The following is a 25,615-nucleotide window of genomic DNA, read 5'->3' on the forward strand; positions in this document are numbered from 1 at the left end:
AGTCGTCCTGACTATCGCGGGATGGAGCAGCTCGGTAGCTCGTCGGGCTCATAACCCGAAGGTCGCAGGTTCAAATCCTGCTCCCGCAACCAAATTTTCTACTTGCTCTACGTTGAGTAATCATTGTGATCAAGTAGGATCGAAGTGCCCATTGGGTGCAACCAAACATGGAGCTGTGGTGAAGTTGGAGTTCACGCCGGTCTGTCACACCGGAGGTCGCGGGTTCGAGTCCCGTCAGCTCCGCCATCTTTCTTAACGAGATGGCATAGTTCATAAACATGAAAAAGGTTTAACGGAATAAAAAAACGTTGATTTTTCATGAAAGATATGCCATAATTAAAGATATGCCGGTATAGCTCAATTGGTAGAGCACCTGACTTGTAATCAGGGGGTTGTGGGTTCAAGTCCTATTGCCGGCACCATGAAATTGGGGAGATAGTGAAGTGGCTAAACACGGCAGACTGTAAATCTGCTCCCTCCGGGTTCGGCGGTTCGAATCCGTCTCTCCCCACCATTTTTCATGAGCCATTAGCTCAGTTGGTAGAGCATCTGACTTTTAATCAGAGGGTCGAAGGTTCGAGTCCTTCATGGCTCACCAGTTTTTATAAACCCGAAAAGTGAAAGTCAGCTTATCAACAGCTCTGGCTACTTGGATGGGAAAATGCGGTCGTGGCGGAATTGGCAGACGCGCTAGATTCAGGTTCTAGTGGTGGCAACACCGTGGAGGTTCAAGTCCTCTCGACCGCACCAATCAACTTTTTCTTACAATGCGGACGTAGCTCAATTGGTAGAGCGTCGCCTTGCCAAGGCGAAGGTCGAGGGTTCGAGACCCTTCGTCCGCTCCATAACATGTGCCCTTAGCTCAGCTGGATAGAGCGTTTGACTACGAATCAAAAGGTCGGGAGTTCGAATCTCTCAGGGCACGCTTCTTTACTACAAAAGTGAAGATGATAAAATGTCGGGAAGTAGCTCAGCTTGGTAGAGTACTTGGCTTGGGACCAAGGGGTCGCAGGTTCGAATCCTGTCTTCCCGACCATGATTTGCCCACGTTTTCAGGTTTGCCGGGGTGGCGGAATGGGCAGACGCAACAGACTTAAAATCTGTCGGGAGTTTCTCCCGTACCGGTTCAAGTCCGGTCCTCGGCACCAGCATCTATTTTGATGCGGGTGTAGTTCAATGGTAGAACTCCAGCCTTCCAAGCTGGTCGCGTGGGTTCGATTCCCATCACCCGCTCCATACATAAAGCAGAGAGCCAATAGGTTCTCTGCTTTTTTGCGTCTAGGAAAGCAGGCCTATTTTTACTTGAGGCAAAAGTATGAAGGCTTATCCAAACGTTGAATAGATAAGCCTTTGTTCAATACAGGTATAAATTTTTGTCGAAAGCTGTCTGACGTTTTCTATGGTAGAAACATATGTTTTCGTGTACAGTAAAACTAAGGTCGCTTACCGATGAAATTGGTAACGGATCTCTTGCCTTGCCTCCTGCATTGTCAGGGGGCTTTTTTGCGTGATTCAAAAGAGGGTGACCCCTAGAGAGCCTCCATTCGCGGACCAACCTCCTGGGCATTCGCAATCGGCAGAGAAACGATAAAGCGTGTGCGTTTTTCGTTGGAATCACAATGGATCGTGCCTTGATGCTTTTCGATAATATTTTTGCAGATGGATAAACCGATACCCGTCCCATTTTGTTTAGTCGTAAAGAATGGCTGGAAAAGATTTTCCACGATCTCGGGTGGAATCCTTTCGCCGTTGTTTTCCACACTCAAATAGAGCCATCCATCTGAAGAAGTGGAAATAACATGAATATACTTGTCTGTACGATTTTGCACGGCGTCAATGGCATTGTTTAAGAGATTAACGACAACTTGCTTCAAGCCTTCTTCATAACATGCGAGTAAGCAGGGGTGGATTTGTTTTTCAAAACGTATGTTTTCTCCCACGAGGCGAGGCGTAATCAGCATTTCTACTTCTTCAAGCAGTTCTTCTACTTGAACGGTTTTAAAAATTTCATCGAGAATTGGTTTTTTGGAAAAGCTGAGGAATCCGGTCAGTTGCCGATGTAAATTCTCAAATTCATGCATGACGACTTGGATATAAGTCTGAAGCTGGGCCTGTTCCTGTGTAGACTCGCCGATCAGCTTCAGGAACCCTTCAATAGCGCACAACGGATTGCGCAGCTCATGAGCCATATTGGCAGCAATTTTTCCGAGCATGGTCAGTTTGTCGTTATGCAAATAGGAGATCGTTTCTTCCTTCTGGACCAGCTCTTTATTCATCATTTGTTCAAAATGATAAACAGCCCAGAAAACACTTTCATCCATGGCCTTGCCCAGTTGGCTTTCCAAATAGTGCATTTCTTGTGAGGAGAGGGACCATCTCTGTAATTCCGGTTGGAGAACCCGCCAGAATACATTCCGGTACAATTGGTATGTGCGCAAAATGGAGGAGAAGGGGAATTCCTGAGAACGAAGCCACTCTCCCATATCTAATGCCCAAGTCTGCATGTCATGATCTACATCCTCAACCAGATAGCGAGCCAAGAGCACTGTTCGTTTTTCTGCAAAATCGCGAGGAATGGTTACAGGAATTTCCATGCTGCGAACAATTTCTTGCAGCCATATTGTGGTGATGCTTGGTGTTAAGTCTATAATCTTCTTTGAAACATCATAAAGGTTTAGCGTCACAGTCTCCACCATCTCTTATCCACCCCACTAAAATCGTAAGGGAAAATGCCTAATTTAGACAAGGTATAATTAGCCTGATTTCGCAATAAAATGTATTTTTTTCGGAAGTTTTTATCTACAAAATCCGCTGAAAACCGCCTTTTTTCGGAAAAATATTCAATCATGAGTCCGATTCCAGTCGCATAAAGTAGAATGGACGAACTTTATTGGACCAGGGAGGCAGAGATGGGCGAGTATTTTTGGCTGGGTCTTGTACACATCTTCATGATCGATCTGGTATTAAGCAGTGACAATGCTGTGGTCATAGGTATGGCTTGCCGCGGACTCCCTCAAAAAGAGAGAAAACGGGCAATTTTATATGGGACATTGGGTGCAATCCTCTTGCGAATTGTACTAACGGGAATGACTACCTGGATGTTGGATATTCCTCTTGTGAAGGCAATCGGGGGATTATTATTGCTATGGATAGCGTGTAAGCTGATGCTGGGTGAGAATGAAGAGCTCGCAGACGTATCGCATAATCAGACAATTGGTCAGGCAGTCAGGACCATCATAGTAGCAGATTTTGTCATGAGTTTGGACAATGTTTTGGCAGTGGGTGGAGCAGCACATGGCGATTTATGGTTAGTTTTGCTGGGGTTAGTCATGAGTATCCCATTATTAATGTGGGGAAGTGTGTGGATTGCCCGCATGATGAATCGTTTTCCCAGTATGGTCATCATTGGCGGAGGGATTCTTACCTTTACAGCAGTTGATATGTGTCTTCAGGATCCGTATGTCTGGAAGTGGGTGAATCCTTTGCTTCTCAATCATATGTGGCTGCCCGTATTTGCTGCCGTAGTGGTCATGTTTTGGGGACGGATGAAAAGGACGTGAAAAAGTGATGAAGATCGTACATTCTGGGGCATACTACGACAAAGATCAGGACCGTTTTAACGGACTGTAAGTGGTCACATCGAGTTGCAAGAAAACATAGCGGGAAAGGAACTATTTCGAAATGAATACAAGCCTCTTGATGCTATGGGGATACTGGGATGAGATCTACCAGCGCTGCACCAGACTTACCTATATTGAGAAAGGGAAAAATATATTTCGGGTTGTCGTTTTACGCTATCGGGGAGAGCCACTCGTTACTACTGATAATTACATCATTCATGAAGGGGATTTGATCTTAAAGCTACATATACACAATTATTACTTTGCTACGCTGTGCAAAGAAGTAAAGGATGAACTGCGCGTGGCACTTCTCTTGCGTAGACATATCCTCCAGTCACTGCCGCAGCTAGCTAGGTTCCTGAATTCCATGGAAAATAAAGACCAAATAAAAGGGATAGTGGGAACTACTATGCTTGATAAAGGGGTAAAACCTTTGGGATTCTCGATTTCTGATGTACCCATGTCCTGGTTTTTTCGATACAAGCGATGGTACTTGCGTCTCATGCTCAGATTCGTGCATCCCAATGGAAAGCAACGATTGCAATCATGGAATCATGAAATGCCCTTAAAGCGCGTCTATATGTCCAAGGAATTATTACTCAATCGATATGCTGAGGGCAAGCAGCCTCTAGGAGAGTCCTACTAATGGCAAAGCGGTTTCTGTTAGTGACAGAGGAATGGGCAGGGAGTGGCCATCGGATGGCTGCCGAAGCTTTGCAAGAAGCTTTAATGGAAAAGGAGGGGGCACGATCGGCGCGAGTGGTGGGAGGGCTGAAAACCGCCAGTCCAAGCTTACGTGTGCTCTCTCATTTTTTTTATCGCAATATGCTGCGCTACGGTCAACCAGTATGGCAACGCATCTATGAACAGGAAGAATTGCTGGGCAGAGTATTGACCAAAGCACTGGGATGGTGGCTATCCCCAAGATTAACCAACCAACTGTTGCAAGAAGAGAAACCAGATGTCGTCATCGCTACGCATGCATACTGCTTGTCCGCATTGGCAGAAGCAAAGAGAAGGGTGTCCAAGCCTTTCCAGCTCGTTTGTGTGCCCACAGACTTCCATATTAATCGGTTTTGGGTTCATCCAGAAATTGATGCGTACATGGTAGCACATGAGCAAATTGCGCAAACTCTAATCGAGCGCTATGGGATTGCACCGGAAAAAATCCATGTTTATGGCATTCCAGTTCGTCCTGCTTTTACTACAGCGCTGCATACCGACAAAGCGGCTTTGAAAAAACAGCTTGGCCTCGTGGCAGATCAATTCACCGTGCTGATTGGTGGGGGAGAAGGCGGTTATGGTGGAGTGGAGCAGGTCGTACGAGAGTTGCTGTTGGAAGAGCAACCATTGCAGATCGTAGTCGTAACAGGGAAGAATGCAAGCCTGTACAGACGACTGGCGGACTTGCTAGGTACGGATGCCACCTGTCATCGTTTTATATTGAAAGGGTTTGAACCGCAAATGTGGCAGTGGATTGGAGCAGCAGACGCCTATATAACGAAGCCAGGTGGTATTTCGTGCGCGGAGTCACTTGCCCTTAAGACACCGCTCATTTTATTCCACCCATTGCCCGGACAAGAAAAGCATAATTGTTCCTTTTTACTCGAGCAACAAGCGGCGATCTTGGCTGAAACGCCGGTAGAAATCAAAGAGATCATCAAGTCATGGCGTCAGCCTGAGAAAAGGGATGCTTTTGCAGGAGGTTTGGACAAGCTGGGGCGACCGGAAGCAGCTCATCGAATTGCCCAGACTCTTCTCCAATTAACAGACTAAAATTGGAAGAAAAAAAGGACGCATGAACAAGCAAAACTTCACACATATTAAACTTACCAACGACGAGGAGGTGATATAGATGGCTAACAACAACAGCGGATCTCGTAACAACTTGCTGGTTCCTCAAGCAAACCAAGCTCTGGATCAACTGAAATACGAAATCGCATCCGAATTCGGCGTTCAGCTCGGAGCAGACACCACTTCCCGTCAAAACGGTTCAGTTGGAGGAGAGATTACAAAACGTCTTGTCTCCTTTGCTGAGCAACAACTGGCTGGACGTGGCTAATCTAATAAGCTGGATGAAGGGGAGGCACCTATGGTGTCTCTCTTTTTACTTTTCTAAGAAAAGGAAATTATTGGCAGGTGAAAATGGGGCAGACAACCGCATTAAATAATGGGTAGAGGCGGATTCTATATGTGTTAGGAGGTGAGTGGATATGACAGTAGGAGCACAAGTAAAACAAACGCTTGCCAGCTTGAAAGGCGCACAAGCAGATTTTGAAACGTTTGCTCTGAGCACGCAAAACAAGAAAGCGAAGCAATTGTATTCGCAAGCAGCAGAGCAAACGCAATCCATCGTAGATAACCTCCAGCAGCGTGTAACGGAGCTGGAAAAGGAAGAACCACAGTTTAAGGGATTCTAGGAAGTGTTGGGAAAGGGAGAGGGACTCCCTCTCTCTTGGTTTTACTACCTATAAAAATCACCTCAGGTGATGGAGGTGGCTTATGCCTGACTGGATAAATATCACGTTACGTGCTGTTGGTGCAGTTGCGTACTTATTTTTATTGACGAAGATCATTGGGAAAAGGCAAATCAAGCAACTTACATACATCGAATATATCGTCGGCATCAGCATCGGTTCGATTGCGGCCTTCATGGCAACCGAAATGGATGGACCGATCTATCATAGTTTGATCGCCATGGGGGTTTTTGCGCTCTTCCCTGTTTTAATGGAGTGGCTTTCACTCAAAAGCAAGTTTCTCCGTGACTTATTTGAAGGGAAAGCAACGGTTCTCATCAAGGAAGGCAAAATATTGGAAGACAATCTGAAAAAGGAACGATTGACCGCGGAAGACTTGATGGAGCACTTACGAGTCAAAAACGTGTTCCGAGTAGCCGATGTAGAGTTTGCACTCATGGAAACAAGCGGGGAAGTCAGTGTCCTATTAAAATCAGAGAGTCAGCCGGTAACACCCAAACACCTTGAATTGACAGTGGCTCCTTCGGAAGAGAATCAAATAGTCATTTTGGATGGGGTGATCATGGACGAGCCATTGGCAACAGCAGGTCTGAATCGCAGATGGGTTCGCACGGAGCTGCAAAAAGCGGGAGTGGCTCTGGAAAATGTTTTCCTCGGGCAAGTAGACAAAGGTGGAGAGCTCTATCTCGACCTCTATGACGATAAACTGATGGTTCCTGGGGCTCAAGCGATGAAGCTGGCTTTTGCTACATTGAAAAAATGCCAGGCCGATCTGGAGCTATATGCACTCAGTACAAAAAATGAACAGATGAAACGTACCTACCAAACCGATTCGGAACAGCTACAACAGATTATCGATCAAGTAAAACCGTTCATGATACGGTAAAAAGGAGTGGGTGACATGGCAGATCAAAAAAAGAAAAAGCTGACTCCCGTCCAGCAAGAGTATCAGCAATTGGCAAAGACGCACGAGCCTCCGAGACCGCTTTTGCGTAATTTTACCCGGGCATTTTTAGTGGGTGGCGGCATTTGTATGATCGGACAAGGGATACAAGAAATGTTCATTCACTACTTCGATTTTACGGAGAAAACCGCTGGGAATCCTACAGTAGCTGTCTTGATCATTCTTTCTGCTCTTTTGACCGGTCTAGGACTATATGACCGGATTGCCCAATGGGCTGGGGCAGGTACGAGTGTGCCGGTTACGGGCTTTGCCAACTCGATTGCATCTGCGGCCATCGAGCATCGCAGCGAAGGATTTGTGCTGGGGGTCGGCGGTAACATGTTCAAGCTCGCGGGGTCAGTGATTGTGTTTGGAGTGGCGGCGGCATTCGTCGTTGGCTTGATCAAAACCTTGTTTACGATGGGAGGCTGACGGATGCGCCAAGGTCATCAGTCTTGGGTCTTTCCTTTAAAACCTGTCATTCTCGGGCACGCTGCGATTGGTGGGCCTTTTGAGGCTAAGGGACCGTTAGCCGAAGACTTTGATATCTTGCACGGAGACTTGAATCTCGGACAAGACAGCTGGGAAAAGGCGGAGAAAGTCTTGCTGGAAGAAGCGTGCTCGAAAGCGGTGGAGAAAGCGGGGCTCACGAAAGAGCAAATAAACTTTATGCTTGCCGGGGATTTAATGAACCAGATCATATCTGCCAGCTTTTCGGCCCGGACACTTTCGATTCCGTTTCTGGGGATTTTCGGAGCGTGCTCAACAGCGATGGAAGGCCTGGCCTTGGCTGCTCTCATGGTGAATAGTCAAGCTGCTGAATACGTCTTGGCTGCTACCTCCAGTCACAATGGGGCTGCGGAAAAGCAATATCGTTATCCAACGGAGTACGGTTCACAGAAGCCACCAACGGCACAATGGACAGTGACTGGAGCAGGGGCTGCTGTTGTAGCCAGTCAAGGTAAGGGATTGCGGATTACGGGAGCAACCATCGGGCATGTCGTCGATATGGGATTGACAGACCCATTCAATATGGGAGCAGCGATGGCGCCAGCTGCATTATCCACGATTGAGTCGCATTTCCGTGACTTTCAGCTCCCTCACGACCATTACGATTTGATTGTAACAGGCGATTTAGGACGAACGGGCCATGCTATTTTATCTGATCTGCTGCCCAAGCATCACATGCAAATTCCATTAGAGCGTTACATCGATTGCGGGAAACTCATTTATGGAGAAAATCCAAATGTGTGGTCGGGTGGTAGCGGATGTGGCTGTATTGCTACAGTGACATACGGGCATCTACTTCGGCGGATGAAGCAAGGAGAATGGAAGCGAATCTTGCTGATTGCCACGGGAGCCCTTTTATCCCCGTTGACCTTCCAGCAGGGAGAAAGCATTCCTTGCATCGCCCATGCCGTGGCTGTTGAGTCGGAGTAACTTGGAGAGTGATACCATGATGTTTTTGTGGGCGTTTCTCGTAGGAGGAACGATTTGTTTAATTGGTCAATTTCTCATGGATGTAGTCAAGCTCACACCTGCCCATACGATGTCCTCTCTTGTTGTCACTGGAGCAGTGCTAGATGGACTCGGTCTATACGAGCCACTGGTTAATTTTGCCGGAGCAGGAGCGACAGTACCTATCACGAGCTTTGGAAATGCATTGGTGCACGGGGCGATGGCGGAGGCCGAGCAGCATGGAGTCATTGGCATTATTACCGGCATTTTTGAAGTGACAAGTGCAGGGATTTCGGCTGCCATCGTCTTTGGATTTATCACGGCCGTCTTGTTCCGACCAAAAGGATAATGGCAGGTACATGTTGCCACTTGTGCCAAAATACTTGAATTGAACCTACTTTCGCCAACTTGTAGAATGGGTTGGGTAAAGGAGGGAACAATTTATGTGGTGGAGCAAGAAAGCAGTAACAACCTTGCTTGCTGCCTTTATGGCTGTAGCGTTTATTTTCTCGGCTGACTCCCTGGCAGCTACACAGATTCAACGCGGTAGTGTGAACGGGGATGTATGGGATTTGCAGTATCGTTTGCAGATGCTGGGTTACTACAACGGCAAAATGGATGGCATTTACGGAGCAAATACAACAAAGGCCGTCAGACAGTTTCAAAAAGCATACGGACTTCGCATTGACGGTATCACTGGTCCAAATACATGGCGCGTTCTAAAGAAAGTGTCAGTAAACAAAGCGGAAATGCAGATGCTGGCGCAGCTGGTCTATTCTGAAGCTCGTGGAGAACCTTATAAGGGTCAAGTAGCTGTAGCTGCGGTCGCGTTGAACCGTATCCAGTCCAAAAACTTTCCCAATACACTCGCGGGTGTCATCTTTGAGCCATTAGCGTTTACCGCTGTAGATGATGGACAATTCTGGATGACTCCTAACAAGACGGCTTACCAGGCAGCTTGGGATGCCGTACGAGGATGGGACCCGACAAACAATTCTCTTTACTACTTTAATCCTGTTACGGCAACCTCCAAGTGGATTTGGTCTCGTACACACGTGAAAAAGATCGGCAAACACATTTTTGCCATTTAACCATTGTTCATGTAGCCCTCGAAACAGTATTCGTCAGGATACTGTTCGAGGGCTTTCCTTTTGACTGGAAACTATTGTTCATTGTTTTTGCAAAATAGTTCGATAAAATGGTACGAAAGGATTCGCAAATTTCCCCATGGAGGTTGATGATGAAGAAACGGATGATCCTTGCCTCGCTGGCAGCCTTTTTGCTTATAGGCACACCAGTTGTCGAGGCAGAAACAACTCACAAGAACGAAACACCTTATGCAGACATTAGCGGCCATTGGGCAGAACAAGAAATCAATCAACTTTACATAGCCGACGTAATTGGTCAAAACGAATATTTTCGACCGGATGACAACGTGACATTGGGTGAACTGCTTACGATGTTTGTAAATGCAAAAGGAATTGAACCTCTTGGCAACAAGCAATCATCCTTTGCGGACGTACCTGCAAACAGCTGGCTGTCGTCCTATGCAGAGACGGCCTATCGACTAGGAATTGTCCATGGGCAAAAGCAGGGGAATCGCCTGTACTTACATCCGGATGCGCCAGTAAAAAGAGCAGAGCTCGCCTCAATTCTGGTAAGAACGATGGGTGACAGCGGAGCAGTCAATAACCTGAAGTGGTCTACGACGATCCAGACTTTGAACCAATACCCGGATGGGAACAGCGTGAAAGAGAATGAGCAACGCCCACTCGTTTACGCCATGCAAAACGGGTTAATGAGTGCCTATGAGGACGGTACAATAAAGCCGAACAAGTATATGACGAGAGCGGAAGCAGCTACATACGCGGCCCTTCACTTTCTTCCGGATAAGCCGAGAACGACAAAAGCCCTCGGAAACGGTACACCTTTTCGCCAGGAATTAACGGTACAGACGACTGCTTACAGCTACACGAACGACAAGATTCTGTCGTATCTGGAGTATCCACTGCGCGAAGGGGTTGTAGCGGTTGATCCAAATGTCATCCCGCTGGGTACACACTTGTATATTGATGGCTACGGCTATGCAGTGGCAGCTGATATCGGTGGTGCGGTAAAGCAACGCCATGTGGATTTGTATCTCCCGACGGTGAATGAAGCCGAAAATCACGGCTTGCAAAAAGGCGTCAAAGTATACGTGCTTGATTAATAAAATGCTGAACATATTTCCTGCTCTTTCCACTCATACTAACGTGGAAAGGGTGGGATTTTTTTTATGGTTTGGGTGTTCGTTGGATTGCTTTTTCTATTTATTTTGGTAATCATAACACCAATACAGGTGACGTGCTTTTACAGTCGCGAGGGCAATAATGATCATTTGGAGATAACGATTACAGCTTGGGGCGTTATTCGAAGGAAATACGATATTCCCGTTCTCCTCTTGAAATTGACAGAAGCAGGACCAGAGCTGGTAGCGAAAGAGGAAACGATACAGCAAGGAAGAAAGGTTCGGGAGAGGGTCAAAGATTTTACGCGGAGGCAAGTAAAGAAATGGTATCAAAATTATCGTGAGTTGCTGGAAAGAGTGCGCGATTTGATGCCGTTGGTAAAGGAGTTGTTTAGACGAATTCGCTGTACGCATTTCGAATGGCATACAGTGCTGGGCACAGGGCAGGCAGCAGAAACAGGTGCTTTGACAGGCTTAATCTGGGGAGTAAAAAGCATGATTGTCGGCGTAATGTCAAACGCCATTTCATTGCGTGCTATGCCAGCGATGAGTGTACAGCCTGTTTGGAACCAGCCACTTTTACATACCAAAGTGCATTTTGTGCTGCATTTTTATTTGGGTCATTTCCTTTTTTCTGGGCTAAAAGTATTTCTGCGGGTTCGAAAAAGCAAGCAGCGAAAATGGCAAGCTGCGCCTACGCGTGCCTAAACACAAATGTGGGAGTATGAATATTTATTCCCTTATGCAAGGTACATGCTCTGGATTTGTTGGGGGAATGATAAAACATGACACAGACAGGAAGGAGGAGCGACAAATATGGCAGACCACCCAATTCAAGGACTCATGAGAACAGCAATGGAAAATCTCAAGCAAATGGTGGACGTGAATACAATCATTGGTGATCCTGTTGAGACACCTGACGGTAGTGTCATTCTTCCAATCTCCAAGGTAGGATTTGGTTTCGCGGCCGGGGGTAGTGAGTTCCAATACGATCACCATCATAATGGGCACCAACACCATCAGCAGCATGAACATTCTGGTCACCCGTTTGGTGGGGGGAGTGGTGGCGGTGTCTCCATCACACCTGTAGCTTTTTTGGTCGTTGGCAAACAAGGAATTCGTTCGATTCCCCTTGAAAATACGACCCATCTCTACGACCGGATTTTGGATTCTGTTCCGCAAATCGTGGATAAAGTTCAAGGGATGTTTACCAAATCGGATGAAACTCCTGTTTACTCCAATACGATTATCGCCAGAGCAGAAGAACAAGATTTGGAAGACCTTATGGATCGAAAATAAGGAAAGCACAAAACAGGTATGCCTCCATAAAAGGGGCATACCTGTTTTTTTGGTAGAAGGTATATGGCATTACCAGCGTTCGTTTACATACAAGCCTGTTTTCGCAACATGCTGATAATGAAGGCTCGAGCTGGAGGAGGCGATATAAGGATGGAGAGCCATCGCTTCCTCATAGTAACGTGAAAAGGAGCCAAGGGGTTTGCTTTGCAATTCCAAAGTACCTGCTCTGAATGCTTGGGCTACACTTTCCATTGTATTTGTATAGTCCACATAGCGGGTCTGTACGGCTTCCAACCATTTCTCATCGTCCATTTCCAGTTGTCCATCTGGTAACAGCTTGAGTCCAAACGTTTGGAGTTTTTCCTCTGCGTCTTTAGCCACTTGAGCGAATGCATCCAGCTTTTGCGTCGTCAAGGTATCTGCTTTTTCTGCAAGAAATAGCTGCAGGCGATTGTATTTACTTACTAATGAGTGTGTTCGCTCATGTAATCGCTCCATGTCAGGTCCAGTCTCGTTGTCTTTCCCCGCGTCAATAAATTCCCGAGCACTCTTCTCCAAATCTGAGGAAAAGCGGTACAGACGCGATAAGGAATCGGAAAGCTCCGTTGTCCATTGCTGCTGACGAGTGTAGAATGGCTGCAAATTATAACGAAAGACCGGATTGACTGGCGTGCTTAATTTTGCCTGAAGCATGTGGGAATGATAGCGGCCTACCCGCTGCGTAAATGGAACATGGCTGACTCGATTCGTTTTCATGTCAGTCACCTCCTCACAAGTAAATGGAATGAATCCCCAGGAACAATTTACTATCTCCTATTATAGACGATGCTTACTCCATTTCAATGAGCAGATCGCCAGTTTGAATGGCTTCGCCTGCTTTCACATAGACGGCTTTAATTTTTCCGTCGAGCGGGGCCTGAATGGTCGTTTCCATTTTCATCGCTTCACTCACCAAAAGATGCTCCCCTTTACGTACCTTGTCACCTTCAGCTACAAGTACCTTGAGTACTTTTCCTGGCATGGAGGCACCGAGGTGGGCAGGGTTTTGCGCTTCTGCTTTTCGGCGGATCAGTTCAGAGACTTTCGCAGACTGGTCACGGATGAAAATTTCGCGTGGCTGTCCGTTCAGTTCAAAATAGATGATGCGACGGCCATCTGGATGAAGCTCGCCAACTGCAACCAGCTTGATAATCAGCGTTTTACCGCGCTCGATCGTAATGGCAGTTTCCTCACCTGGACGCAATCCGTAGAAAAACGTTCCCGTATTCAATACCGACAGGTCACCGTATTCCTTTAGGCGCTGTTCAAATTGCAAATAGACTTGCGGATACATGATATAGGACAGGACGTCTAAATGACTGGGCTCACGTCCGATTTTGGCTTCCAGCTCAGCAGCAACTTGCGTAAAGTCAATGGGTGCAAGCAATTCACCCGGACGTGCAGTAAAGGCATCGCGACCTTTGAGCACCAGCTCCTGCAACTTCTTCGGGAATCCGCCTGGCGGTTGGCCAAGATACCCTTGGAAAAATTGAATGACGGAATCCGGAAAGTCGAGGCGTGTGCCTTTCTCCCAAATGTTTTCCTCATTTAAGTTGTTTTGGACCATAAACAGTGCCATATCACCGACGACCTTGGAAGACGGGGTCACTTTTACGATGTCGCCACACATTTGATTGACGACAGCATACATGTGCTTCACTTCGTCCCAACGGCCTTCCAGACCAACCGCTTTGGCTTGCTGTTCCAGATTGGTGTATTGGCCTCCAGGCATTTCGTGCACGTACACCTCCGTGTTGCTCGCTTTCATGCCGCTTTCAAAACCTTGGTAGTACGGACGAACATCCTCCCAGTAATCAGACAGCTTGTTGAACGATTCAAGAGATAAGCCAGTTTCACGCTCCGTGTGGGCTAGGCTCGCGATCAACCCGTTCAAGCTTGGCTGGGAAGTGAGTCCAGACATCGAGCTGACGCAAGCATCGACGATATCCACGCCTGCTTCGATTGCTTTTAGAAGCATAGCCCCAGCGTTTCCTGACGTATCATGAGTGTGCAGATGGATCGGAATGCTGATTTCTTGTTTTAAAGCAGAGACGAGCGAATAAGCAGCATACGGCTTCAAAAGACCTGCCATATCCTTGATCGCGAGAATATGAGCACCTGCTTTTTCCAATTCCTTAGCCAGATTGACATAGTAGGCCAAGGTGTATTTGGTCTTGGTCGGGTCCAGAATATCTCCGGTGTAGCAAATCGCTGCTTCAGCTACCTTGCCAGATTCACGTACGGCTTCAATGGCTGTTTGCATCCCGGGAAGCCAGTTCAGGCTGTCAAAGATCCGGAAGACATCAATGCCATTTTCAGCAGATGCTTTGACGAAGGCGTGAATCACATTATCCGGGTAATTGGTGTAGCCTACGCCATTTGCTCCGCGCAAGAGCATTTGGAACAGGACATTCGGTATGCGCTGGCGGAGAATTTGCAGTCGCTCCCAAGGAGATTCCTGCAAAAAGCGCATCGTCGTGTCAAAAGTAGCGCCGCCCCACATCTCCAGCGAGAAGAGACCAGAACCGAGCTTGCCTGTCGCTTCTGCAATGGAGGCGAGATCGTAGGTACGAACACGCGTAGCAAACAAAGACTGGTGGGCATCGCGGAATGTCGTGTCTGTGACAAGCACCTGCTTCTGCGCTTGAATCCAGCGTACCAGACCGTCGGCACCTTCTTTGTCCAGAATTTGCTTGGTACCGTCCGGATATGGCTGGGTAAATGGTGTCCGCGGGATACGAGGCGAGTCGAAGTGCGGCTTTTTCTCCGATTTAGGGAGACCCGGATATCCGTTGACAATCGTGTCTCCGATATAAGATAGTAATTTGGTACCTCGGTCCTGACGGCCAGGGAAGATGAACAACTCAGGTTTGGTGTCAATAAAGGACGTATCGTAGTTGCCACTCAAAAAATCAGGATGTGTCACGACATTTTCTAAAAACGGCAGGTTCGTTTTCACGCCGCGAATACGGAACTCACGCAATGTGCGCAGCATTTTGCGAGCGGCTTGATCAAAGCTCGCGCCATACGTGGAGATTTTGACCAGAAGCGAGTCATAAAACGGGGTAATGATCGCACCTGGATAACCATTGCCACCGTCGAGCCTTACTCCGAAGCCTCCACCGGAACGCCAGGCGGACAAGCGACCGGCATCTGGCAGGAAGTTGTTTTCTGCGTCTTCTGTCGTGACGCGGCATTGGATGGCAAAACCACTCATCTGGATATCGCTCTGCGCCCGGATGCCAATTTCTTCATCGGAGAGGGCATGACCCTCGGCTACGCGAATCTGCGACTGAACAATGTCGATTCCAGTGATGAGCTCCGTGATGGTATGCTCTACTTGAATGCGTGGATTGACTTCTATAAAATAAAAACGCTTGTCCGGCGTTAACAAAAACTCGACAGTACCAGCGTTCGAATAACCGGCTTTTTTCATGAGAGTGAGAGCAGCCTGGCAAATATCTTCACGCAGCTTGTCATCCAAGGATAGGCTCGGTGCTACTTCGACTACTTTTTGATGGCGCCGTTGAACAGAGCAATCGCGCTCATACAGATGGACGATGTTTCCGTGGTTGTCACCGAGAATTTGGACCTCGATATGTTTGGGCTGTTCCAAGTATCGTTCCAAATACACCTTGGCATTACCGAAGGAAGAGCGGGCCTCTGAACGTGCACGATCTAACGAATCTTGCAATTCCTCCTGACTGCGGACGATACGCATGCCACGGCCTCCGCCGCCAGATACGCCTTTAATAATGATGGGGTAGCCGTATTCTTTGGCAAAGAGAAGCGCCTCTTGGAGTGTTTCGATTGGCTCCGGAGTGCCTGGAATCACTGGGATTTCCGCTTCAATCGCAAGACGACGGGCTTCTACCTTGTCCCCGAATTTGTCGATTAGCGCAGGGGATGGTCCAATGAAAATGATCCCTTCCTCTTGGCAGCGCTTTGCAAATTCAGCATTTTCGGCAAGGAATCCGTAGCCTGGGTGAACGGCATCGATATCGTTGCGCTTGGCAATTTCGATGATGCTTTCAATATCGAGGTAAGCCTCAATAGGCCCTTTTCCCGCTCCGACCAAGTAAGATTCGTCAGCCTTGAAGCGATGGATAGAAACGTTGTCCTGCTCGGAGTACACGGCTACCGTACGTATGCCGAGTTCCGTTGCTGCACGGAAGATTCGAATGGCGATCTCACCGCGGTTTGCTACCAGTAGGCGATTGATTTTTCTCTTTTTCATTATTCTCTCCCCCTTACGTCTCGGAAAAGAAGACGTATTAAAATTATATATAGAACAAATATACAAAATTTTCTCGACACAAGACACACTTTTTTCGATACAGGAGGATGGATGAACGTGAACAATCAGAACGAAAGGCTGCCCGTATTTGTGTACGGCACACTTTTGAAGGGCTTTGGTAATTACAGGAATTACGTCAAACCGTATAAGCATGAGGCAATACCTGCGACGATTCAAGGAGAGATCTATCATTTGCCGGCAGGCTATCCGGGATTACTTGGAGGAGAGCAGGAGGTCGTGGGGGAGATCGTCACGTTTGCCCCTGACGTGTACGAGCAAGCGCTAGCTGGACTGGACGAGCTGGAGACGTACTATGGCGAGGGAGATCCGCGCAATGAATATGAACGGATTATCGTGCCAGCGACGCTGGAAGGAACAGGTCAGGTCGTGAACGTCTACGTTTATCGTTATTTGGATCGAGACCTGGTCAAGCAAACAGGGGTGCACATTCCGCATGGGAATTGGCGACGCTACATGCAGGAGCTGTCTGAATAGCGAGTGCTAGTTTTGCCAAAACTGGTAGGGAAGAGGAGGGAGCCCTGCCATGGAATTACTCCATTGTGAACCTGCACAAATCTGGCGTTACCTGATTCCGCAAAATCACTGGATGTTTCCCGACGAAGTTCCAGAAGATGAACTGATCTTTCATTATCGCGACCATATTTATTTTGTAAACAATGACGGCTCAGTTTTGTCCATGCCACAGCCTGCTTGCTTCGAAATGCTGGATATGGGGACCTTGCTCGAGTATTTGGCAACATCGGACGACACCATTGATTTTGACGATGAAGGAGAATTCGATTACGGCCATGTCTTAAAGCGTATGGGGTATATCGTGCCAGTCAGGGACAAGCGGGAAAAAGCCACGTATCAAATTGAGATTATCAACACGGCATTGCCAAAAGCACATGGAACGCGGTATGAAATGAAGCAGGTTACCTTCGCATTTGCCCTCTATCATGCGCTGATGCGCTGTCATGAGCTGAATGCGAAAACGGATTGGGAGTATGAGCATGAAGTGAAACGAATCGCCGAGGTACAAGCCAAGCGGAGCGAAAAAGTGCAAGTGAATCTGTAATTTCTACTATTGGCATAGTGAAAAAAAGTGAATGATAGGGTATGATAATTGAGTACATATGAAAGATTTGGTGAGGAGGAAGAAATCATGACAACTGCTGTTGAGCGTCAAGGCGCATTTGTATTCAAAGGTGGTCCTGTAACACTGCTCGGTCCTGAAATCAAAGTAGGAGATACTGCTCCTAACTTTACTGTAGTAGGTGGCGATCTGTCCCCTGTAACTTTGGAAGATTCCAAAGGCACGGTTCGCATCATCTCCGTAATCCCTTCTATTGACACTGGCGTGTGCGATGCACAAACTCGCCGTTTCAACGAAGAGGCTGCGAAATTGGATGGCGTTACTGTTCTGACTGTTTCCGTTGACCTGCCATTCGCGCAAAACCGCTGGTGCGGTGCTGCTGGCATCGACAAAGTGAAAACAGTATCTGACCACAAAGACCTGAGCTTCGGTACAGCTTACGGCGTAGCGATCAAAGAATTCCGTCTCTTGGCTCGCGCTGTATTCGTAATCGATGCAAACGACAAGGTTGTACACGCTGAGTATGTGGCTGCTGCTGGTGAGCATCCAAACTACGAAGCTGCGATTGCTGCTGCACAAGCTGCGAAGTAAGCTAAAACAATCCTTTTCATAAGAGGCTCCCTTTTTGTCCAAGTGACGAAAAGGGGGTTTTTTTATTTACAGCGAATGGAAAAAATAGTCTTGACGGAATTGGTAACCAGTGGTTATATTATAACCAACGGTTACTAACCGATGGTTATGAAGTTTTGCAAGAAGTAAGGAGCTGAATATCACACATGGCAAGCAAACAAGAAATACGCTCAGAAGAAACGAAACGGGCGATTTTGACGGCAGCAGCAGACCTTTTCGCTACCAGAGGCTTTGATACGGTATCCATCAGGGAAATCGCCAAAGCAGCCGGCTGTTCCCATACAACCCTCTATATTTATTTCAAGGACAAAGAAGCACTGCTTCATCATCTGTCCAAGGAACCGTTGCAAAGCTTAACTCTACAAATGGAAGAAGCACTGTCCAAACACGGAAGAACACCAGAAGAGAACCTGCGTGAACTCAGCAGTCAGTTCATCCACTTTTGCTTGCGCAATCGAACGATGTATACCTTGTTCTTCATGATCAAAGCCTCTCGGATCGATGTGGAGGAACCGGAAAAAGAATTGCAAACGCTGCGCAATCAATTGTTTGGTTTATTGAGGGAGGCTGTAAGGAGATGCTTGCCAAGTGAGATGGAGGAAGAAAATGCGCTTGCCCATGCAAGGATTTACTTCTACACGCTGCACGGCATCGTTGGTACGTATACACATTCCGAAGAACCGTTGGACAGCTTGATGGAAAGGCTGGCACCTACATTCGCTTTAGCTGTAGATGTTTTTCTCGCAGGAAGTCAAAAAATAAGGAACAGGGAGTGACGACAGAATGATCAGAGTGGAGCAAATCTCGGCGAACATTTGGTGTATCAAAGCGTGGTTATTGATTCCTTTGCGGGTCTGGATTGTCAGGGAAGAAGATGGCGTTACGCTTGTCGATGCAGGGATGCCATTTATGACGAAACGGATTATGGCTTTTATCAAGCAGTTGAATGCGGGACCACTCAAACGAATTTTGCTGACGCATGGTCATTCGGATCACGTGGGGGCCGTTAAAAAAATCGCGGCGGAAGAATCCGTACCAGTCTTTGCCCATCGAATCGAGATTCCGTATATGGAAGGGAAAGAGCTGTATCCTCGTCGTAAAAAGCTGGAAGTAAACGTCCAGCCTGGCTTGGCTCAGCCTTTGCCAGAGGATGCCGAAGGGAATGTAGCCCCAATTGGCGGACTGCAACCTTATCTGACACCCGGTCATTCTCCGGGGCATGTGGTGTATTATCACGAAAAGGATGGAGTGCTTTTGGCGGGAGACTTGTTTACTTCCAAACGCGGCAGATTGCATCGTCCCATGCCGATGTTTACGGCGGATATGGCTCAAGCACTCAAAAGCAGTTTGATCGTCCGTCAATTGCGACCACGCCATTTGGAAGTGTGCCATGGCAAACCGATCCATAATCCGGCAGAACAGCTCGATGACTATTTGAAAGAGGTTTCTACTACTTTTTCGATTCCAACGAGTGTGTGGCAATCGTAGGGCAATGATCGACTGAGCCAAGTCGCATGAAACGAATCCCCTTTTTCTCGCGTCATAGGTTTGAGGTGATTGGATGAAAAAGGTAGGATGGATTGGTCAACTATTTTTGATAGCGACACTGTTGCTGACGGGGTGTGGGAACGGATCATCCGCGCAAGGGACTTCGCAGCTCGCGGAACCACCACAGCCAGTGATTGAATGGAGCGGAAAAACAGCTGCGACGGTGCCAGCATCTTCCTGCTGGAGCTATAATAGCGAAGCGATCTGCAAGGATACGGCGGCACCACCCGAACTCATCGCAGAGCAAAAGCCTGCACCCCTGCAAGTAAAGCCCGGGGCGACGCTGACCGTCACTTTTGCCCAGCAGCCAACTGCAAATACGCTCAAGGTAACCCAATGGAACGGTATGAAAGAAGTGGAGCAAGCAGTGGAAAACGGCAATCAGTGGAAGGCACCCGAACAGCCGGGCTGGTATTTGTTCGATGTTCGCGGTCAGTGGACGCAAGGCGATGCAGGTCATGCCTTTGTCATCGAAGTGAAAGAAAACAGTTGATAGACACTCCAGACGGTTATGGCCAAACAGCCATGATCGTTTTTTGCTATACTGAGGGGGAGGGAAGACTTAAAGGAGAGACAACATGCTAGAAGAATTAATAAGCTTCACGGTGGATGAGGCAGATGCAGGGCAAACCGTGCGGGAAGTACTGCAAAAGCGGTATGGCGTATCGCGTCGTCTGCTCATTCGTGCCAAGTTTAAAGGCTCTATTACACGGAATGGCGTCCTCGTATTCGTAAATGAAAAATTGCAAGCCGGCGATAAAATAGCCGTCATGGTTGAAGAAGAGGCGGAAGAGACCGTTGCCCCAGAGGACATGCCGCTCTCCATCCGTTACGAGGACGAGGATTTGATGGTCATTGCAAAGCCAGCGGGATTGGTTGTTCATCCGACAGGAAATCATCCCAGTGGAACTTTGGCAAACGGGATGATCGCTTATTGGAAAAAGCGTGGTGAGCACAGAAAGTTCCGAGCGGTGAACCGTTTGGATAAAGATACATCAGGCTTGATGATCGTGGCGAAAAATCAATGGGCACATGAACAATTCAGCCGCATGCAGCAGATCAGAACGCTGCAGCGGACCTATCGAGCTATCGTTCAAGGGATCGTGGAGTCTGATGAAGGTACGATTGATGCGCCGATTGGCCTTGCGGAAAATTCGTTTATCACCAGACAGGTAAGGCCGGATGGGCAGACAGCTGTTACCCATTATCGTGTGCTTGCCCGAGGGGAAGGAATGAGTTTTGTCGAGGTGAAGCTGGAGACGGGGCGCACGCATCAGATTCGCGTACATATGAGCAGTGAAGGGCACCCACTTGCAGGAGATGATCTGTACGGGGGAGAACGGGAGCATATCGGCAGACAAGCTTTACATGCATGGGGGCTATCCTTTGTCCATCCGCGCAGCGGTTTTCCGATGAGCTGGGAGGAGCCGCTGCCAAGTGATATGGAGCAGGTAGTCCAACAATTTTTTTCCGATTATCCGTGCAAGGAAATGACCTAGGCGAAAAATTTCGTCATTTCCCTCTGGAAAGCTGTAAGCGTTTTCGATATGATAGAAGAAATTCATTACAAACATTGGAAACACAACAGAGAATAGCTGGCTGTCTGCGGGGGAAAATCCCGCAAAGATTTTTTTCAGTAGCAGACTAGACCCAGCTTGCGCCTGATGCCTGTTTCGGATCGTTTTGACAACGAGGGCTTCCCTTCTTATTTGTCATGCACCGGAATTGCATTGGGGGTGAGCTGGGTTTTCTCATTTGCCCAAGAGAAGGAGAGGGTTTCATGAAGCTGGTTTCCTATCGAGAAAGGGAAAGGGATGCTTGGCGAGCGGGGCTCTTGCACGAAGGAAAAGTCAAAGATATTGCACAGGCTTGCCCGGGAGCGCCGAGTACAGTGCTTGGTTTGCTCGAGGAGTGGGCAAACTGGTTACCCGTTCTCCAAACAGCATACGAGGCACAGGATGGCTGGGATTATGAGCAAGTCGAGCTAAGTTCGCCACTTCCACGTCCCGCCAGCTTTCGTGACTTTTATGCCTTCGAGGCCCATGTGAAGACAGCGCGAGCCAAACGCGGACTTCCGATGGTGCCCGAATGGTATCACTTCCCCGTCTTTTATTTTTCGAATGCAGCAGCTTTTACAGGGACGCAAGCGAATATTCGCAGACCAAAAGCAACCGAGTGGCTGGACTATGAGCTGGAAATTGCCTGCGTGATTGGAAAAGCAGGAGTAAACATCCCAGTTGAACGAGCGGAAGAGCACATCGCAGGATTTTGTATCTTAAACGACTGGAGTGCCCGGGATATACAACGGGAGGAGGTCAAGGTCGGCTTAGGGCCTGCCAAGGGCAAAGACTTCGCAACGTCCATGGGGCCGTGGCTGGTTACACCGGAGGAGCTGGCTGATATACGTATCGCAGGCGAAAAGGGCAGCCGCTACGATCTGGAGATGGTGGCACGTATCAATGGTAGGGAGTATTCAAAAGGAAACTTCAAGGACATTCACTATACATTTGCTGAAATGATTGCCCGTGCCTCAGAGGACTGTTCCTTGTATCCCGGAGATGTTATCGGATCGGGAACAGTAGGGACTGGCTGCATTTTGGAGCTGGGGACAGAGCAGTATGCTTGGCTTGCGCCAGGGGATGTAGTAGAGCTAGAGGTGGAACGCCTCGGTGTGCTTCGCAATACGATTTGTGAATAAGGATGAAAAAAAGGAGGAAGGAACGTATGGCTTTTTATCAACGAATGGGGGAAGTTCCACAAAAGCGGCATACGACATTTTATAAGCCGGATGGGGGACTGTACCGTGAGCAAGTGATGGGAACCAAAGGGTTTTCCGGAATTCAGTCGATTCTATATCACCACAATCCGCCTACCCAAGTGAGGGAGACGCGCAAATACGCAGACGTCCGCCTGGAATATGTGGAGCAGGTTGATTTGAAGCATCAGCATTTTAAAACGTTTGATGTTCAGCCGGGCGGGGACCCGATTTTCGGACGTCGCTACTTGCTGGGGAATAACGATGTCGTCATGGCAGTATGCGCACCGACAGAGCCGATGGATTACTTTTATCGCAATGCAGATGGGGATGAAGTCGTCTTTGTCCATCAAGGTGAGGGAGAACTGCAAACGATTTTCGGTACACTCACTTACAAGCCTGGCGACTACCTCGTCATTCCGATCGGCACAACCTATCGGATTGTACCTTCTGTCCAGAGCCGTTTCCTCGTCATTGAGTCCCAGAATGAGATTGTGCCACCAAAGCGTTATCGCAACGAGCACGGTCAATTGTTGGAACATTCGCCGTTTTGCGAACGTGACATTCGTGTACCGGAAAAGTTGGTGACGCATGTGGAAAGCGGAGACTTCGAGGTGCGCGTCAAACGCCAGTCCGTGGTCTACAGCTACTTCTTTGACTTCCATCCGTTTGATGTCGTGGGCTGGGACGGGTATTTGTATCCGTATGCACTGAGTGTTCATGATTTTGAACCGATTACTGGGCGCATTCATCAACCGCCACCTGTCCATCAAACCTTTGCCGGTCAAAACTTTGTCATCTGCTCATTCGTTCCGCGGATGTACGACTATCATCCGCAAGCGATCCCTGCGCCTTACTACCACAGTAATGTTGAAAGTGACGAGGTGTTATACTACGTAGATGGCAATTTTATGAGTAGAAAAGGCATATACGAGGGGTCTATCACCCTGCATCCAATGGGGATTCCTCACGGGCCGCATCCAGGCAAGGTAGAGGCGAGCATTGGGAAAAAAGAAACGCAGGAGCTGGCTGTCATGCTGGACACATTCCACCCGCTTCATGTCACAAAGCAAGCGTTGGAAATTGAGGATGAGGCATACATGTCAAGCTGGTTGCCACCCCAGGAATAGGAAGAGGTGCAAAATCGCAATGGAAATCGCCATTCACGAAATCGAACGTCAGGAAAAATACAAGCTCTTGATCGGATGTATCGTCCCGAGGCCGATCGCTTGGGTCACCTCGTTAGGGGAGGGAGGAATCGTCAATGCCGCTCCTTTCAGTTATTTTAATGTCGCCAGTATTGAGCCGATGATGGTTTCGGTTGCCGTCATGCGAAAGCCGGGGAGCGTCCCAAAAGATACGGCACGAAACATCATGCAAACGGGAGAATTCGTGGTCAATATGGTGGACGTACACAATGTGGATGCGGTCAATCAGACTTCTGCTGATTACCCGCCAGAGATCAGTGAAGTAGAGGCATTGGGGCTGGAAGTCGCCCCATCCGTTCGCGTCAAGGTGCCAAGACTCCGTGCATCCCGCATCCATTTTGAGTGCAAGCTGCATCAGATTGTGGAATTAGGTAGTCCGACCACTTCGGATTTGATTATCGGGGAAGTGATGCATGTCCATGTAGCGGATGAGTTGTATCATGCAGGACGGATTGATGCTGCAGCGTTTGCACCCGTTAGCAGATTAGCGGGCCATACGTATGCGACTCTGGGCGAACAGTTTGATCGTCCACGCCCCGTTTATGAGCCACCTGCCAAATGATTGATCTCCGTCCAGCGACGGAGGACAAATCCCTCTACGGACCATTTTACCGGAATCGCCTATCGGATATCCTGTAGATACAAGGCAAGCGGATACTGTAGAGAGGGTGGAATGTAATGATGGAAAGACGACTATACCGTTCTCATGATAAACGGTTATTTGGAGTTTGTGGTGGGATTGCACAATTTTTGCGTATTGACTCTACGCTGGTACGAGTAGGAGTTGTCGTTCTCACTGTTTTTACAGGAGTACCGATTTTGCTTTACTTGCTGATGGCGATGATCATGCCGAAGGAACCGCAGTGGTCATACGCTTCTGACGGCTTCCCGATGCATGATGTGCCATATAATGGACATGCACGCATGAACGATTTGGATCAGGAAATTGACCGTCTGGAGAAGCGTGCTTTGGTGCAGGAAGTGTATCGCCTGCGGGAAGAATTGGGCAAATACAAAGGACTCTAAAGCGAATAGGAGACTTCCAGAGCTTTATGCTCACGGGAAGTCTCTTTTCACTTTTACCTATTTTGACCCCACAAAAAAATGGTCTGCAACTTCTGGCGATCACTGCATAACATGTAAGGTGGAAAACCTACATAGGGAGGGAAAAGCAGTGTATCTCGGCGTGTTCGATTTGAATCAGCGTTTGGAGCAAACCCGCAAAATCCTGCGGGAAAAGCAACATCTGAAAAAACTGATTGAAGAAGACATCCATGACTTGGAACAAGACGTCAAAGAATTAGAAGCGATGACGGCGAAACAAGACAAGTATGCGACCAGTGCTCAGCGCTAAAACAGCTGTATGAGCGACAAAAAGAGGAAGTGGCAACTGCTGGAATAAGGCAGGGAGCCACTTTTTTAATTGTGAAGCGCTTGGTCCAAAACTTTTTCTACGATGGCAGGAACCATGCGAATCGCTGCACTATCGGTTCCGTACGTCTGGCTATCTGCGTAAGTACCTTCCATCAACAAGATAAGCGTATAGGCCAGCTCGCATGGATGCGCAGCGCCAAGGGCAGTCGTGCGGTCCAAAAAAGCGTCGCGGATTCGTTTCTGATGCGAGCAAACCAACTCGCGAACAGGATGAACCGGATCAGGAAACTCTACAGCTACATTGATAAAGCAACAGCCGCGAAATTGCTCATTGGATGCTCGCTCAGCCAGATCAGCAAAAAACTGAATGATTTGCTCTCGCGGCTGGTTGGGATGTTTGGCGATGCTTTCTTCCCATTCTTGCCAAAAAGCGTCTTGCTTTCGGGTCATGTAGGCGAGAATCAGGTCCGTTTTCGAGGAAAACTGCCGATAGACGCTCATTTTATTCATTCCGGCACGCTCGACGATGGCGTCTACACTAACAGCATGGATCCCTTCTTGATAAAACAATTCTTCCGCAGCGTTCAATATGATCTCTTGGGCTTTTTCCCGAGGCACGCGAGGCCGTTTTGCTTCCGTCATAT

The 25,615-nt window shown here is 48.1% G+C and carries 29 protein-coding genes and 11 tRNA genes; 36 read left to right on the forward strand and 4 right to left on the reverse strand.

All coding sequences use genetic code 11. The features are described from left to right. Positions 1-15 precede the first annotated feature (15 nt). From FB479_RS00005 to FB479_RS00055, 11 genes are all read left to right on the forward strand, one after another. A tRNA-Met gene (locus FB479_RS00005) sits at positions 16-92 on the forward strand. A gap of 77 nt (positions 93-169) precedes the next feature. Beyond that, a tRNA-Asp gene (locus tag FB479_RS00010) sits at positions 170-246 on the forward strand. Between the two features lie 100 nt (positions 247-346). Beyond that, positions 347-422, forward strand: a tRNA-Thr gene (locus tag FB479_RS00015). Positions 423-429: 7 nt separating this feature from the next. After that, positions 430-514 (forward strand) — tRNA-Tyr (locus tag FB479_RS00020). 8 nt (positions 515-522) lie between these two features. Next, positions 523-598: transfer RNA gene (locus tag FB479_RS00025), tRNA-Lys, on the forward strand. A 65-nt stretch (positions 599-663) separates the two neighbouring features. Next, positions 664-750: transfer RNA gene (locus tag FB479_RS00030), tRNA-Leu, on the forward strand. A gap of 19 nt (positions 751-769) precedes the next feature. Next, a tRNA-Gly gene (locus FB479_RS00035) sits at positions 770-845 on the forward strand. A gap of 6 nt (positions 846-851) precedes the next feature. After that, a tRNA-Arg gene (locus tag FB479_RS00040) sits at positions 852-925 on the forward strand. Positions 926-959: 34 nt separating this feature from the next. Continuing rightward, positions 960-1,036 (forward strand) — tRNA-Pro (locus tag FB479_RS00045). 24 nt (positions 1,037-1,060) lie between these two features. Further along, positions 1,061-1,148, forward strand: a tRNA-Leu gene (locus tag FB479_RS00050). 14 nt (positions 1,149-1,162) lie between these two features. Further along, a tRNA-Gly gene (locus FB479_RS00055) sits at positions 1,163-1,236 on the forward strand. Between the two features lie 293 nt (positions 1,237-1,529). On the opposite strand, the gene FB479_RS00060 is transcribed toward FB479_RS00055, so the two are convergent. Beyond that, the gene (locus FB479_RS00060; protein ID WP_142061350.1) at positions 1,530-2,696 is read right to left on the reverse strand and encodes a sensor histidine kinase; all 1,167 of its coding nucleotides are present in this window, start codon (positions 2,694-2,696) and stop codon (positions 1,530-1,532) included. 213 nt (positions 2,697-2,909) lie between these two features. Here FB479_RS00060 and FB479_RS00065 point away from each other — a divergent pair, with 213 nt between their 5' ends. The 13 genes from FB479_RS00065 to ytfJ all read left to right on the forward strand — a co-directional run bounded on the left by FB479_RS00065 (position 2,910) and on the right by ytfJ (position 12,024). Next, positions 2,910-3,560 (forward strand): TerC family protein, encoded by a 651-nt coding sequence (locus FB479_RS00065; protein WP_142061353.1) that lies wholly within the window; start codon positions 2,910-2,912, stop codon positions 3,558-3,560. Between the two features lie 121 nt (positions 3,561-3,681). Beyond that, positions 3,682-4,266 (forward strand): YkoP family protein, encoded by a 585-nt coding sequence (locus FB479_RS00070; RefSeq protein WP_106653774.1) that lies wholly within the window; start codon positions 3,682-3,684, stop codon positions 4,264-4,266. Then, positions 4,266-5,396 (forward strand): MGDG synthase family glycosyltransferase, encoded by a 1,131-nt coding sequence (locus FB479_RS00075; protein ID WP_142061356.1) that lies wholly within the window; start codon positions 4,266-4,268, stop codon positions 5,394-5,396. Before FB479_RS00070 ends, FB479_RS00075 begins: the two co-directional genes overlap by 1 nt. A gap of 79 nt (positions 5,397-5,475) precedes the next feature. Beyond that, a complete protein-coding gene (locus FB479_RS00080) occupies positions 5,476-5,682 on the forward strand; it encodes an alpha/beta-type small acid-soluble spore protein (protein WP_047068578.1) in 207 nt (68 codons plus the stop codon). 151 nt (positions 5,683-5,833) lie between these two features. Further along, on the forward strand, positions 5,834-6,040 hold the full coding sequence (locus FB479_RS00085; protein ID WP_007717150.1) for a DUF1657 domain-containing protein: 207 nt from the start codon (positions 5,834-5,836) through the stop codon (positions 6,038-6,040). Positions 6,041-6,122: 82 nt separating this feature from the next. Next, positions 6,123-6,983 (forward strand): DUF421 domain-containing protein, encoded by an 861-nt coding sequence (locus tag FB479_RS00090; protein ID WP_106653771.1) that lies wholly within the window; start codon positions 6,123-6,125, stop codon positions 6,981-6,983. A 15-nt stretch (positions 6,984-6,998) separates the two neighbouring features. Next, positions 6,999-7,472 carry a stage V sporulation protein AC gene (spoVAC, locus tag FB479_RS00095; protein ID WP_088908679.1) on the forward strand — a complete coding sequence of 158 codons (474 nt, stop codon included), beginning with the start codon at positions 6,999-7,001 and terminating at the stop codon, positions 7,470-7,472. Between the two features lie 3 nt (positions 7,473-7,475). Next, complete coding sequence (spoVAD, locus tag FB479_RS00100) at positions 7,476-8,480, forward strand: stage V sporulation protein AD (protein WP_106653770.1); 1,005 nt, start codon at positions 7,476-7,478, stop codon at positions 8,478-8,480. A 16-nt stretch (positions 8,481-8,496) separates the two neighbouring features. Next, positions 8,497-8,847 (forward strand): stage V sporulation protein AE, encoded by a 351-nt coding sequence (spoVAE, locus tag FB479_RS00105; RefSeq protein ID WP_047068574.1) that lies wholly within the window; start codon positions 8,497-8,499, stop codon positions 8,845-8,847. A gap of 94 nt (positions 8,848-8,941) precedes the next feature. Continuing rightward, complete coding sequence (gene sleB, locus FB479_RS00110) at positions 8,942-9,589, forward strand: spore cortex-lytic enzyme (RefSeq protein ID WP_142061359.1); 648 nt, start codon at positions 8,942-8,944, stop codon at positions 9,587-9,589. A gap of 149 nt (positions 9,590-9,738) precedes the next feature. Then, positions 9,739-10,707, forward strand: a complete 969-nt coding sequence (locus tag FB479_RS00115) for an S-layer homology domain-containing protein (RefSeq protein WP_142061362.1) — start codon at positions 9,739-9,741, stop codon at positions 10,705-10,707. Between the two features lie 66 nt (positions 10,708-10,773). Next, positions 10,774-11,433 carry a DUF2953 domain-containing protein gene (locus FB479_RS00120; RefSeq protein ID WP_106653767.1) on the forward strand — a complete coding sequence of 220 codons (660 nt, stop codon included), beginning with the start codon at positions 10,774-10,776 and terminating at the stop codon, positions 11,431-11,433. Between the two features lie 108 nt (positions 11,434-11,541). Beyond that, a complete protein-coding gene (gene ytfJ, locus FB479_RS00125) occupies positions 11,542-12,024 on the forward strand; it encodes a GerW family sporulation protein (protein ID WP_142061365.1) in 483 nt (160 codons plus the stop codon). 69 nt (positions 12,025-12,093) lie between these two features. Here ytfJ and FB479_RS00130 read toward each other — a convergent pair whose 3' ends face one another. Both FB479_RS00130 and FB479_RS00135 read right to left on the reverse strand, forming a co-directional pair. Beyond that, complete coding sequence (locus FB479_RS00130; RefSeq protein ID WP_142061368.1) at positions 12,094-12,780, reverse strand: hypothetical protein; 687 nt, start codon at positions 12,778-12,780, stop codon at positions 12,094-12,096. Between the two features lie 73 nt (positions 12,781-12,853). After that, positions 12,854-16,300 (reverse strand): pyruvate carboxylase, encoded by a 3,447-nt coding sequence (locus FB479_RS00135; protein ID WP_142061371.1) that lies wholly within the window; start codon positions 16,298-16,300, stop codon positions 12,854-12,856. A 111-nt stretch (positions 16,301-16,411) separates the two neighbouring features. Between FB479_RS00135 and FB479_RS00140 the strand changes: the two genes are divergently transcribed. The 12 genes from FB479_RS00140 (at position 16,412) to FB479_RS00195 (ending at position 24,951) form a co-directional block, all read left to right on the forward strand. Next, positions 16,412-16,855 carry a gamma-glutamylcyclotransferase family protein gene (locus FB479_RS00140; RefSeq protein ID WP_142061374.1) on the forward strand — a complete coding sequence of 148 codons (444 nt, stop codon included), beginning with the start codon at positions 16,412-16,414 and terminating at the stop codon, positions 16,853-16,855. A gap of 49 nt (positions 16,856-16,904) precedes the next feature. Next, positions 16,905-17,438, forward strand: a complete 534-nt coding sequence (locus FB479_RS00145) for a hypothetical protein (protein WP_142061377.1) — start codon at positions 16,905-16,907, stop codon at positions 17,436-17,438. Positions 17,439-17,525: 87 nt separating this feature from the next. Next, positions 17,526-18,047: a thiol peroxidase gene (tpx, locus tag FB479_RS00150; protein ID WP_048033942.1), complete on the forward strand. Its 522-nt coding sequence runs from the start codon at positions 17,526-17,528 to the stop codon at positions 18,045-18,047. 185 nt (positions 18,048-18,232) lie between these two features. Then, on the forward strand, positions 18,233-18,862 hold the full coding sequence (locus tag FB479_RS00155) for a TetR/AcrR family transcriptional regulator (RefSeq protein ID WP_106653761.1): 630 nt from the start codon (positions 18,233-18,235) through the stop codon (positions 18,860-18,862). A gap of 7 nt (positions 18,863-18,869) precedes the next feature. Beyond that, complete coding sequence (locus tag FB479_RS00160) at positions 18,870-19,574, forward strand: MBL fold metallo-hydrolase (protein WP_106653760.1); 705 nt, start codon at positions 18,870-18,872, stop codon at positions 19,572-19,574. A gap of 73 nt (positions 19,575-19,647) precedes the next feature. Further along, positions 19,648-20,127 (forward strand): hypothetical protein, encoded by a 480-nt coding sequence (locus tag FB479_RS00165; RefSeq protein WP_142061379.1) that lies wholly within the window; start codon positions 19,648-19,650, stop codon positions 20,125-20,127. An 85-nt stretch (positions 20,128-20,212) separates the two neighbouring features. Then, a complete protein-coding gene (locus tag FB479_RS00170) occupies positions 20,213-21,133 on the forward strand; it encodes an RluA family pseudouridine synthase (RefSeq protein WP_142061381.1) in 921 nt (306 codons plus the stop codon). Positions 21,134-21,414: 281 nt separating this feature from the next. Continuing rightward, a complete protein-coding gene (locus FB479_RS00175; protein ID WP_142061384.1) occupies positions 21,415-22,332 on the forward strand; it encodes a fumarylacetoacetate hydrolase family protein in 918 nt (305 codons plus the stop codon). Between the two features lie 26 nt (positions 22,333-22,358). After that, positions 22,359-23,519, forward strand: coding sequence for a homogentisate 1,2-dioxygenase (locus FB479_RS00180; RefSeq protein ID WP_142061387.1), 1,161 nt, complete (start codon positions 22,359-22,361; stop codon positions 23,517-23,519). Between the two features lie 19 nt (positions 23,520-23,538). Then, positions 23,539-24,159 carry a flavin reductase family protein gene (locus tag FB479_RS00185; protein ID WP_142061390.1) on the forward strand — a complete coding sequence of 207 codons (621 nt, stop codon included), beginning with the start codon at positions 23,539-23,541 and terminating at the stop codon, positions 24,157-24,159. Positions 24,160-24,275: 116 nt separating this feature from the next. Then, complete coding sequence (locus FB479_RS00190; RefSeq protein WP_082517145.1) at positions 24,276-24,623, forward strand: PspC domain-containing protein; 348 nt, start codon at positions 24,276-24,278, stop codon at positions 24,621-24,623. Positions 24,624-24,771: 148 nt separating this feature from the next. Next, the gene (locus FB479_RS00195) at positions 24,772-24,951 is read left to right on the forward strand and encodes a hypothetical protein (protein WP_106653754.1); all 180 of its coding nucleotides are present in this window, start codon (positions 24,772-24,774) and stop codon (positions 24,949-24,951) included. Between the two features lie 65 nt (positions 24,952-25,016). Here FB479_RS00195 and FB479_RS00200 read toward each other — a convergent pair whose 3' ends face one another. After that, positions 25,017-25,613: a TetR/AcrR family transcriptional regulator gene (locus FB479_RS00200; protein WP_106653753.1), complete on the reverse strand. Its 597-nt coding sequence runs from the start codon at positions 25,611-25,613 to the stop codon at positions 25,017-25,019. Positions 25,614-25,615: the final 2 nt, after the last annotated feature.

The sequence above is a fragment of the Brevibacillus sp. AG162 genome (assembly GCF_006715575.1).
In the GTDB taxonomy this organism is placed as follows: Bacteria; Bacillota; Bacilli; order Brevibacillales; family Brevibacillaceae; genus Brevibacillus; species Brevibacillus brevis.